This window comes from Pseudomonas sp. NCHU5216 (assembly GCF_052156495.1).
Lineage (GTDB): Bacteria > Pseudomonadota > Gammaproteobacteria > Pseudomonadales > Pseudomonadaceae > Aquipseudomonas.
This window is the reverse complement of record NZ_JBQLIX010000072.1, coordinates 1-10,331: the sequence shown is the minus strand read 5'-3', so window position 1 is coordinate 10,331 and position 10,331 is coordinate 1. Positions and strand designations below refer to the sequence as shown.

At 52.5% G+C, this 10,331-nt stretch carries 15 protein-coding genes and 1 pseudogene; 5 read left to right on the top strand and 11 right to left on the bottom strand.

Annotated elements, in window-relative coordinates; genetic code table 11:
* The 3 genes from ACSVIK_RS25730 to ACSVIK_RS25720 form a co-directional block, all read left to right on the top strand.
* A partial coding sequence (locus ACSVIK_RS25730) for a transposase (protein WP_442446970.1) occupies positions 1–163 on the top strand: 163 nt, incomplete at its 5' end.
* A gap of 193 nt (positions 164–356) precedes the next feature.
* Positions 357–1,142, top strand: a complete 786-nt coding sequence (locus ACSVIK_RS25725) for an MBL fold metallo-hydrolase (protein WP_442446969.1) — start codon at positions 357–359, stop codon at positions 1,140–1,142.
* A gap of 157 nt (positions 1,143–1,299) precedes the next feature.
* Positions 1,300–2,217 (top strand): LysR family transcriptional regulator, encoded by a 918-nt coding sequence (locus tag ACSVIK_RS25720; protein ID WP_442446968.1) that lies wholly within the window; start codon positions 1,300–1,302, stop codon positions 2,215–2,217.
* Between the two features lie 212 nt (positions 2,218–2,429).
* On the opposite strand, the gene ACSVIK_RS25715 is transcribed toward ACSVIK_RS25720, so the two are convergent.
* The 5 genes from ACSVIK_RS25715 to ACSVIK_RS25695 all read right to left on the bottom strand — a co-directional run bounded on the left by ACSVIK_RS25715 (position 2,430) and on the right by ACSVIK_RS25695 (position 5,954).
* Positions 2,430–2,843, bottom strand: coding sequence for an ester cyclase (locus ACSVIK_RS25715; RefSeq protein WP_442446967.1), 414 nt, complete (start codon positions 2,841–2,843; stop codon positions 2,430–2,432).
* 165 nt (positions 2,844–3,008) lie between these two features.
* Complete coding sequence (locus ACSVIK_RS25710) at positions 3,009–3,239, bottom strand: hypothetical protein (protein WP_442446966.1); 231 nt, start codon at positions 3,237–3,239, stop codon at positions 3,009–3,011.
* A 122-nt stretch (positions 3,240–3,361) separates the two neighbouring features.
* Positions 3,362–3,745 (bottom strand): hypothetical protein, encoded by a 384-nt coding sequence (locus ACSVIK_RS25705; protein WP_442446965.1) that lies wholly within the window; start codon positions 3,743–3,745, stop codon positions 3,362–3,364.
* Between the two features lie 86 nt (positions 3,746–3,831).
* The gene (locus ACSVIK_RS25700) at positions 3,832–4,257 is read right to left on the bottom strand and encodes a hypothetical protein (RefSeq protein ID WP_442446964.1); all 426 of its coding nucleotides are present in this window, start codon (positions 4,255–4,257) and stop codon (positions 3,832–3,834) included.
* A gap of 182 nt (positions 4,258–4,439) precedes the next feature.
* Positions 4,440–5,954 carry a transposase gene (locus ACSVIK_RS25695; protein ID WP_442446963.1) on the bottom strand — a complete coding sequence of 505 codons (1,515 nt, stop codon included), beginning with the start codon at positions 5,952–5,954 and terminating at the stop codon, positions 4,440–4,442.
* Positions 5,955–6,165: 211 nt separating this feature from the next.
* Between ACSVIK_RS25695 and ACSVIK_RS25690 the strand changes: the two are divergent.
* Positions 6,166–6,605, top strand: a pseudogene (locus ACSVIK_RS25690) (hypothetical protein).
* A gap of 280 nt (positions 6,606–6,885) precedes the next feature.
* Here ACSVIK_RS25690 and ACSVIK_RS25685 read toward each other — a convergent pair.
* The 6 genes from ACSVIK_RS25685 to ACSVIK_RS25660 all read right to left on the bottom strand — a co-directional run bounded on the left by ACSVIK_RS25685 (position 6,886) and on the right by ACSVIK_RS25660 (position 9,487).
* Positions 6,886–7,281 carry a hypothetical protein gene (locus ACSVIK_RS25685; protein WP_442446962.1) on the bottom strand — a complete coding sequence of 132 codons (396 nt, stop codon included), beginning with the start codon at positions 7,279–7,281 and terminating at the stop codon, positions 6,886–6,888.
* A 93-nt stretch (positions 7,282–7,374) separates the two neighbouring features.
* Positions 7,375–7,659, bottom strand: coding sequence for a hypothetical protein (locus tag ACSVIK_RS25680; RefSeq protein WP_442446961.1), 285 nt, complete (start codon positions 7,657–7,659; stop codon positions 7,375–7,377).
* 108 nt (positions 7,660–7,767) lie between these two features.
* Positions 7,768–8,223 carry a hypothetical protein gene (locus tag ACSVIK_RS25675; RefSeq protein ID WP_442446960.1) on the bottom strand — a complete coding sequence of 152 codons (456 nt, stop codon included), beginning with the start codon at positions 8,221–8,223 and terminating at the stop codon, positions 7,768–7,770.
* An 18-nt stretch (positions 8,224–8,241) separates the two neighbouring features.
* Complete coding sequence (locus ACSVIK_RS25670) at positions 8,242–8,610, bottom strand: hypothetical protein (RefSeq protein WP_442446959.1); 369 nt, start codon at positions 8,608–8,610, stop codon at positions 8,242–8,244.
* Positions 8,611–8,712: 102 nt separating this feature from the next.
* A complete protein-coding gene (locus ACSVIK_RS25665) occupies positions 8,713–9,051 on the bottom strand; it encodes a hypothetical protein (protein ID WP_442446958.1) in 339 nt (112 codons plus the stop codon).
* Positions 9,052–9,154: 103 nt separating this feature from the next.
* Positions 9,155–9,487 (bottom strand): hypothetical protein, encoded by a 333-nt coding sequence (locus ACSVIK_RS25660; RefSeq protein WP_442446957.1) that lies wholly within the window; start codon positions 9,485–9,487, stop codon positions 9,155–9,157.
* A gap of 212 nt (positions 9,488–9,699) precedes the next feature.
* Here ACSVIK_RS25660 and ACSVIK_RS25655 point away from each other — a divergent pair, with 212 nt between their 5' ends.
* Complete coding sequence (locus ACSVIK_RS25655) at positions 9,700–10,014, top strand: phage integrase N-terminal SAM-like domain-containing protein (RefSeq protein ID WP_442446956.1); 315 nt, start codon at positions 9,700–9,702, stop codon at positions 10,012–10,014.
* The last annotated feature ends 317 nt before the right edge of the window (positions 10,015–10,331 follow it).

Sequence of the window (10,331 nt, the reverse complement as noted above, 5' to 3'; positions counted from 1 at the left end):
ACGCTCGAAGGTCGAGCACCCGTTCCGGGTGATCAAGCGCCAGTTTGGTTACACCAAGGTGCGGTTTCGTGGCTTGGCGAAGAACACCGTCCAGATGGTGACGTTATTCGCTCTGTCTAATCTGTGGATGGTGCGCCGATATTTGTTGGAACGTGCAGGATAGGTGCGTCTGTAATGTGGAAAATGGCCTCCGCAGACTGCGTGCGGAGGTCAGAAACGGAGAAACAAGCGGGTTATCTGAGCATTTTCGATCAGATGGGCTCTTTCAAAATCGGCAGTGACCGAAGACGGCCAGAAATAGCGGCCTATTTCAGACCTTCCTTAGCGATGGAACAATCCCCATCGACTCGCATGCCTTGCTCAAAGGCGCGACGCCAGAAAACATCGACAAACTGCTGATGAGGAGTTTCCAACGCAACCCTCTGGAAACCTCGATCAATGTCTATCTGGTGAAGCTACCGGGGCACACCGTGCTGATTGATACAGGAGCCGGCCAACTGTTCGGCCCAGGCAATGGCGGGCGTCTTCCCGAACGCCTGGCAGCGCAGGGCCTGCAGCCCGAAGACGTGACCGACGTGTTGCTCACCCATGCCCATTCGGATCATTCCGGCGGCCTGGTCAAGGATGGACAGCGCGTTTTCCCCAATGCCACGGTGTATGTCGGCAAACCCGACGTCGACTTCTTCTTCAATGAAAGCAACCAGAAGAAGACAGGTTACGAACAGCGTTACTTTGATATCGCCAGACTGACCCTGAAGCCCTATATGGATGCGGGCAAGCTGAAGACGTTCGCAGCAACCCAGGAGGTGCTGCCAGGTATCACAGCGACCCTCCATCCCGGGCATACACCAGGCTCGGCCTTCTATCGGTTGACCAGCGCTGGCGAGAGCCTGACCTTCGTCGGCGACCTCATCCACGTTGCAGCAGTGCAGTTCCCCATGCCAGGGGTGACGATCACCTTCGATCAGAACCAGGCCAAGGCAGCTTCCGTGCGTAAAGCGCAGTTCGCCGAGTTCGCACGCGAGCGAGCCCTCATCGCCGCACCACATCTGCCCTTCCCCGGCATGGGCCACCTGCGTACCAGCGCCTCCGGGGGCTATGATTGGGTGCCAGTCATCTATACCGACCGCAAGGAGAATTAACAGGCTGTTGAAAAACTACCTGCGTTGCCATTGCTGCGTTAAAAACAGCCTCAAAATGCTCATTTACAACACGTAAACTGCGCTTTTTCGCCTGTTTTTGCCTTGCACTGGCCGCCTCGCCTACGTTTTTCAACGGCCTGTTAAGGAGATTACCGACATGAAGTTGCCATCGGGTATCGACATGGATTTGCTGCTGACCCTGGACGCCTTGCTGGATGAGCAGAACATTACTCACGCCGCATTGCGCCTGGGCATCAGCCAGCCCGCGATGTCCGCTCGATTGGCGCGCCTACGCCGGGTGTTCGGCGAACGGCTGTTCATCGCCGCGCCCGCTGGGCGCGGGGTTCTGCCGACACCACGCGCTCTGGCGCTGCGCCCAACCTTGCGGCAGGTTCTAAGTGGTATGTCGGCACTGCTGGAGCCCGTGGTGTTCGATCCCGCCACCAGCCAGCGGGCTTTCGTCGTGGCCTTGCACGAAAACCCAGCCCTGATGCTGGGCGCCGAGCTGTTCAACCGGATACGCGAGCAGGCGCCGATGGCACGCCTGCGTTTCGTCCTACCCGATCCCGACACGCTATTCCTGCAGATGGAAGAAGGCGAGATCGATCTATTCATCGGTATTGGTGAAGCCATCAACCAAGGCTGGGTGGGTCGTCAGTTGTTCTCCGACTACTTCGTCACCGCACAGCGCAAAGGCCATCCACGCGGGCAGCGTGAACTGGATCTAGCGGCATTCTGCTCTTTGCCGCATTTGCTGGTTTCATCGGCAGGCGACCCTTTCTCTGGCATCGTGGATCGCGCTCTGACCAAGCTCGGCAGCAGCCGCCAGGTGGTGATGTCGACTCAGAGCTACGCCATGGCACCACCACTGGTGGCGGGCACCGATCTGCTATGTACGCTGCCGCGTCGTCTGCTGCAGCAGTTCTCCACCTCCCTGGATCTATTCGAGCCACCGATCGTTTTGCCATCGCTGTCCCTCAACGCCTATTGGCACCCTCGCAACCATGAGGATGCCGCCAGCATCTGGTTGCGCGAACAGATACTCAGTGTCGCCGGCGTAATAGGTCCGAAATGACGATGCACCGCCCTCGGCATCCGTGAGGGCTATCGATCGCCGCCTGAGTCTGCTCGAGAAAGCCCGCAGGATAGGTAGAGCAATGCGAACCCCATCGTCTGCTGCATCCTGGGTATCGCTTTGCTCAACCCAGGCTACCCGCTGGTAGCGTTGCGCCCGCCGACGGTTCGACATGAGCACCGCCGCGAGCAGGCGTTCGCTCGATTGAGAGGTCAGGACTGGTTCGGGTCGCCAGGGCTAAGGAGCTGTGCCTCGATAGCCGCCTTGTCGATGACGGACCAAACCTGCACGATCTTTCCGTCGCGGAACTCGTAGAAGACATTCTCGGTAAAGGACACCCTTCTTCCGTAAACATCCAGGCCAAGGAATTTCTCCCTGGGCGTACAGTTGAAGCGAAGCCGGCTGGCTATGTAGGGTGGATCGCAAGCCAGCAACTCGATATTGAAGGAAAGATCCGGAATCTCGGAAAAGTCCTTCTCCAGCATGCGCTGGTAACCTGACACGCCGAGGTGCACGCCGTTATGAGTAGCCTCCTCATGAACAAAGCGCCCCAACGAAAGCCAATCCTGCCGGTTCAAGCAGTCGATGTAGTCTCGGTAGATATTCGATAGTTCAGATTTGTTCATCTTTACCCCTGCACGGTATGGAGCTAAAAAATCGGCCATTCAGGTGAGAAACTTCATTTATCGAGAACACCTTAAATGTGACAGTTTTCCTTCCCAAACAACGAAGAGCACAACAAATAAATCTGTCACCTTTTCCGTCACGATAGTAGCGACAACAGCGCCTTGTTATGTGCTCTTGAGTTGAAGCTGCGCATTCATTTTGCCCGATAATACTTTTTGTATAGCATTATCCCAGTCACTTTTTGATGCTGGATCTGCGCTGCTGCCGTCGGGCAGCAATGATAAACCGCCAAGCAAAGCCCCAATTTCATCTGCATTAGTCAATGAATAATAGTTTTCAAGAAACGCAATCATTACCAGGCATGCTTGTTTCGTTGTAATTTTAGTTTCACTCATAATTCATCGACCACTCTTGATTAAACCGAACACATAACGCTTGGTTAAGGGGCGGGCTTTAGCCCGTCCCAGTGAGCGAAGCGAACGGTTTGGACCAGTTGTTATAGGAGGTCGGCAAGTTTTTATTTATTCCGGTAGTAGCTGTAAATGCTTTTGGCCTTTGAGTAGCCGTAAAAGGCCAAGTAGCCAAAAACGATAATTGTTATTGCTGGGCCGGCTGCGTTGGCCCCAGTCATGTAGGTTATATAAATTCCGCCCAGGATGATAAGAGCCATGTAAGCGGCAAGGGGTCTATTCTTTGCATACAAGGCTAATGGTAATCCTGACAGGGTAATAAGATGAAATGCAATTGTTGCAATGATTTCTAAAATCAGACTTTTGGGGATCGTGCCAGCTTGTGCCTGGGAGATTTGAATGGCTGCTTGATAATAAAAGTAATTTAAACACGACACGATGGTTGTGCTTAGGAAGAGTATTGGTACGTATTTTTTTATTGCGTTGTGCATAGAGGCAGAGCGATTCCTATAACGTTTGGTTAAGGGGCGGGCTTTAGCCCGTCCCAGCGAGCGGAGCGAGCGATTTGAACCACTAGTTAGGTTCCAATACGCGACAGCCAATATGTTGCGTTCTCGACACCGTTATTTTGCCTTACCCCAGGCTCGTTAGATAAGGCCTGGATACGACTCTTGACGGTTTGAGTATCGAACGAGCGCACACAAGGTTCGATGAAATTTTTAGTGGCGCTTGGATTCGGTTCAAGCAGTGCTGCAAGCACCAGGGGGTCAAGCATTGAGCGTGGAACAGGTGTAGCTAGCGCCATGACTTTAGCTACGAACCACTTACTCGGGCTTTGACTCAGTGCGGACTTGAACCACGCAAAAGATTCAGAATTTTCTTTTGGAAGCGTGGACGCTGCTTTGCCGATAAGTTTTTGGATAGCGCGACTTTGCTCGGAACTCGCAGGTGAATTTACGAGTTCTTTGTATTGATTTGCTAGGGCATCCCAATCAATTTCCATTTGGTACCTAACGAAGCTGTAGAAAAAACCCAAAAACATCTCGCCCCCCAGTCCTCACCGCACTTTTCTGAAGAAGTCGGGTAGGTAACGAGGTACGGTGGTTTTGGGGCTGTTGAGGTTGTCTGGTTTTTCCTGTGACCCGCATCGAAGCATCAAGACCGCCCTGCGAGACGCGACACCCTTCATACCCAGGCTCTCCGGTTGGCCAGTTTCTCGATGTTGTGGGTGATGCAATAGAGCTTCCATTGCCCATCCACCCGTTCCCGCCCGCGCAGGCTGAAGCGATCCAGGCGTTTATTGTGGCGCAGGTTGCCGAACACGGGTTCCACCGTGGCGAAACGTCGGGTGATCATTGTGCGCCCGAGGTCGCTGTCGATGCGCCGGCGCATGCGGCTCAGGGCGTTGTCCTGTTCGGTTTTCGGCAGGATGAACGCCACCTGCCGCGCCGCGGTTTTCTCCGGCGTGCGCAAGCACCGCTGGCGTTGCAGGCAGCTCAGGCAGTCGCGCAGCGCACCTTTGAACTTGATCGCCGGCTGGCCCTTGATCAGGCAGTGGCTGCCGTTGCCATAGAGTTGCTTGCCCGCCGGGCAGGTGCAGGTCTTGTGCAGGGGATCGAAGTGGAAGTCGGCTGGGACGTAGCAGCGGCTGCTGACACGCTTGGGGCGCTTGTCCCAGAGCGGGTCGGGTTTCTCGGTGTGGAGGTCTTGTCCGGCATAGCGCGGATCACGCTTGCGGTAGCCATTATCGGGAATGAATGCAGTAATGCCCGCGGCTTCCAGTTGCTCCAATGCCTTGCGGCTGTGGTAACCGGCATCGGCGGTGTAACGGGTGTCGGCGTTGCGTAGCGCGCTGGTGGCCTCGATGACGGGTTCGAGCAGGGCCTGCTCCGCGCCCGTGCCATGGGCCTGGGCCTCGACGACGATCTGTGCCTTCTCGTCCACGGCGGCAACGCCGGTATAGCCCTGGATCACACCCTTGCCGGTAGCCATCTTGGCCGACTCGTTGTCGGTGCGGTTGGAAAGGTTGATCCGCCCTTTGGCGCCCTTGCGATCCTCGGGGTTGTCCTTGAGCCAGGCGCGCAGTTGGCGGGCGTCGGCTTGTAGGCGCTCCAGCTTACGCGCGGCGCGCAGGGCCTCGTCCTCGGGTTGTTTGTCGCACTGGCGTTGGCGTTCGATCATGGCCGCGGCAGCCTTTTCCATCTTCTCGACCTGGCGCAGGAAATCGGCTCGGGTGCCGCTTCTGGCCTTGCTGGCATTACTCGGCAGCTTGACCCCGTCGATGGCGAACATCTCGCGCCCAATCAGGCCCTGGCGGTCGCAGACTGCGAGCACCTGGGCGAACAGCTTGGCGGCCAGCTCGCCCATGTTGGAGACGAAGTGCGCGAGGGTGGTGAAGTGTGGCTGGCTGTCGCCGGACACCGCCATGAACAGCACATGATCACGGCAGGCGGCTTCCATCTTGCGGCTGCTGAGGATGCCGCGGCTGTAGGCGAGCAGAACGATCTTGAGTAGCACCGCCGGATCGTAGGCCGGGGCGCCGTCGACGCTGTTGCAGTAGCGGGCATGGAAGCCGGAAAGATCCAGTTCGTGATCGACCAGGTAGCACAGGGCGTGCTCGAAGGTGCCGGGCAGCAGTTGTTTGTCGAAGTCGATCGGGAGCAGTTTGAGTCCCTTATGAACGGCCTTGAACCGCGGCATCGCCCGGTGCCTCCCTGCGATTGGATGAGCTGGAGATTATCAGCCTGCGGATTGGCTGACAGCAGGTTTTTCTACAGCTTCAACGTTTGGTTAAGGGGTCGGCTTCGCTGATCCCAGTGAGCGAAGCGAGCGATTTGAATGCTGTAATGGACTCCCCCACGCCACAGTTCTATACCGGAGCACTGTGATAGCTGAAATTGGGAGAGCCGTTATGAAGCGCATCGCTGTTGATCTGGCCAAGTCCGTTTACCAAGTTGCCGAGAGTGTCCGTTACGGCCAGGTGGTGCAGCGCAAGCGGCTGAACCGAGAGGCGCTCAGACGATATATACAGGAGCAGGCCGAGCCGGTCGAGTGGGTGATGGAGGCCTGCGGCACAGCGCATTACTGGGGGCGGTTGGCGCAATCGCTCGGTCATTGGGTGAAGCAGCTACATCCTCGCTACGTGCGACCATACTCGCCGCAAAACGCTGCCAGGCCCAAACGCCGGAAAAGCTGATGCTGTTGCAGCGCCGGGCTGTGCAGACGGCAGCGCGGATCGGCCACAACAAGGGTGCTATGGCGCTGGCCAACAAGCTGGTGCGGATCTGCTGGGCGGTGTGGTGCCATGAGCAGCGGTTCAGTGGCAATTGGCAGAGCGTCAAGCCCGCCTGACGGCGGGGGGTAATCAGAAAGGTGTGATGGTTTTCTTGTGGTTGTGGTGAATAGCGAAACTGTCGGAACAGGCGAGCCCTGCAGCGGAACAAGGCCGATAAGTATGATGATCCCCGTGATCGATTGAACGCTTGGCCCCCCGCTGCGCGAACTACAGAATGGCCAGGGCGTGCGCGCCCACAACAGGCCGGATATACGAATGCAACCGCGCTGACGACAGGTGCAAAAGCAAAGCTTTGCTCACTACTTGTGGGGAGAGTCCATATACACTTGTTAGGCATTACTCAATGACCTGATATTTAATGGTCTTTATGGTTTTGCCATTAACGATGATGTCGACCTCGTATTTTCCTAGTGGATCGCCGGGCTCTATTTTTATTATGCGTACCGCACCTTGGATGTGTGTTTCAGGTTCTCTTTGAAGGCTAAAGCCCCTTGGGGTCATAATGGCTTTGCCAAGATATACTGGATTTATAGTTTCTGGCTTGGATGGAAGGTAATTTACAATTGAGCCTTCAAAGCTCTCAACGCCTTTATTCCAGAAAATTAAACCATATCGAACATTTTCTGATTTTGAGATTACCCTAGTTTCTTTCGAAACATAGTCTCCTCCGTTTTTAGCGGTACTAATAACTCCAAATTTAACATGCCATCGACTGAATAGAGATTTAAGCATGGTGCATTTGCCTAACGCTTTGCTAAGGGGCCGAGAAAAGCCGCAGGCTTTTGGAGGTCCCAGCCCATAAAGTGGGCGAACTTTAGCAACTTGTTATAAGTCATTTATTGTAAGCACTAAATTCATAACAATGAATTTACCTTTAAGCAAGACAGAGCCACACCAGACATTAATTATTCCTTTCAGTGGAGTAAATTCTTCATACTTCAAATTCATCAATATCAATTTTTTATCTAATTCCGAAATGACATTTTCTAACCCAGAAATATCCCATGACTCGATGCACTTAGAAGCTGCAAAATTTAAATCATCAGATACTACTTGGGATACATAGGTACCACCATCATAATCCATAATCAATGTATACAGATGGCTCAAATCTTTCTCCTTCGCACGAATGACTTATAACGCTTGGTTAAGGGGCGGGCTTTAGCCCGTCCCGGTGAGCGGAGCGAACGATTTGAACCAGTTGTTATAAGCCGATGGTTAGGTGCAGGTAACGCCGTTGCACGTCTCTTTTACGAGTGTTTCTATATTTTCAATCTTGCACACTTCCATTAAGGCCGCTTCGATTTTTACCATAAGTGGACGAATTTTATCTATGTCTTCTTGTGGAGGAATGACGTTCAAAGCGCCATAAGCTTGGGCAATTTCTGTTTTGCGCTCGTAATTTGTACTGATGTAAATATAACCATTAAGACTGCCTGCTTCATAGAAATAGTAATGTACTTGATCTGGTTCTTGCAGGCCTGTCAGCGTTAGCGGTATTCCGCCTTCTGTTTGTTTGTGCTGGATATTATGTATTCCATCAATGCTACTCAGTGCATCTCTAATGCATTCATGTTGAACTACATGATCTGAATTGATGCGGCGTGCTAGGCCGTAATAGGTGTCACAGCCTGCTAGAAGCATTATTAAGATTGCTGCGGATATGATTTTCATGCGGAAGGCTTATAACGCTTAACTCAGCCGACGCGAAGCGATCGGCTGCAGTTTCTTGTTATGTGCCTCAATCTGCTCTATGCAGATGCGGGCCTGCTCTTGCCATGCTTTTACCTTCGCCGGTCTGGCCTTCATCAAGACATCCTCTTGCTTCCAGGTTAAGGGGCTCAGGAACTCATCTGCCTCTTTGAAGAGACGCTCGATGGTCTCAGCTGTGTCGGGCGGAATCAGACCTGCCTCGGCTGCCCCGGGGAGATAGTCAAGAACAATGAAATCAAAGTTCTCATCCATCACCGATTCAGAGCCAGACAGTAAAGCTAGCCTTTCTTCGTGATCCGCGCAGATAACCCGCAAACCATCAAGAACCACTTCTAGGTTAAAGCTCATATCGCTCACAGCACATAACGCTTGCATAATCGGCGGCCTGGCAAGGCCGTCCGGTGGAGGCCCGTCAGGGCCGGAACGAATTTGATGCAATTGTTAGCCAACTTACTTCGTAAATCCAATTCGAAAGTAAGAGCCACCTCTTCCGTCACCTTTAAATGCAACATTAAAATCAAATTTTTGATTGCAACCGTGCGCACGCCAGAGTTCAGCTGACTCTTGATAGCCTGGTTCACCATTAGGCTCTTCTATCACGGATGTTTCGATTTTTTCGATCTCAGAGCAACCTTTAGCGTTCGTGGTCATGATGATCATATTTGTTACATCACGTTTAAGCTGAGGATTGGCAAAGCTCTGGCCTTCGAAATTAACTACTGGCGGGGTCAAAGCACAAGACGAAAGAAGGGCGGCAGTTATTACGCAAATAATTGATTTAACGCTCATAGTTTTCCTTGTTGGCTAACGTTTGGTTAAGGGGGCGGGCTTTAGCCCGTCCCAGTGAGCGCAGCGAACGATTTGAACCACTTGTTAGGTGATGCTGCATTATTTACAGGTACTCCTTAAGCGCCTTGCTGGAAAGCGAGTTTTTCAGAAATTCGATTGCTCCAGATGGTGTTTCAAATAGAGCTTCTAATTCAGCATATGGAACGTAAAGAGTACGATTTTCAGCAAGAATATTTTCTATTGATTGTCTCTCGCTAGGTGTGAGGTTTTGAAGGATTTTATGTGCATGTAGAACTCTAGGGCCTATAAAATGAAGCCCCGATTCGTCAGCCCGCTCTAGGATATAGGGTTCTATTTCTGGTACAGGAATTTCATTCGAAGAAAAAGAGCACATGTAGTAGAGCTTTCCTGGATGAAATTCGTCCTTGCTGATCATGACTTACACCTAACAGTGATTAGATGGAAGGCGGTACTAACGCGATAGTAGAGCCTTCCATCTAACTCCGCACCATCGTCATGCACGCCCAAAATAAAACCATTTAAATCAATACATTACCGCCTAGCCACTATCCTGCCAACGTATTCGCTTGACTTCCTCTTTTTGCTCTACCATTACCACTGTACAAAAATACAGCCTAGGAGTCGGCCATGGAGATCTCCAGCAAACCTCGTTTGCAAGAGCAGTTCAGGGCAGTGATGCGTGTGCACCATTACAGCATCCGTACGGAAAAATCCTACTGGTACTGGATTCGCTATTTCATCCGCTTCCATCAGCTACGTCATCCGTTGGAGCTCGGCGCTACCGAGGTCAATGCTTTTCTCTCCTGGCTGGCCGTTGAGCGCAAGGTGGCTGTCGCCACACAGAATCTGGCGCTCAATGCACTGGTATTCCTATACGACAAGGTGTTGCAACAACCCCTTGGGAAAGTTGGCCTACAATACATCTGTTACCTTTTCCCATAACCTTTCGGGTCAACTAGAACGATCTATTACACCGTTGCTGGTTCGAGATAGCGCTTAATGGCTAAAAGTCTATTTTTCATATCTTTTGAAAACACATAGACAGCCACCGGCAAAAACAAGCGCCCAATAAACCCTCCTTTCAAATCAAAACTATACGTAAACACTAGCAAACTCCGCGCTTCACTTAATCGTTTAACATTCCAAGCACCGCTGAATCGTTTGAGTATCAATGGCCCTCTGACCCTGAGGAATCCCCACAAATCTACTCCAGCGCCCGAGCTTGCCGGTGAACCTCGTCACGTAGCAATAGCTCCATC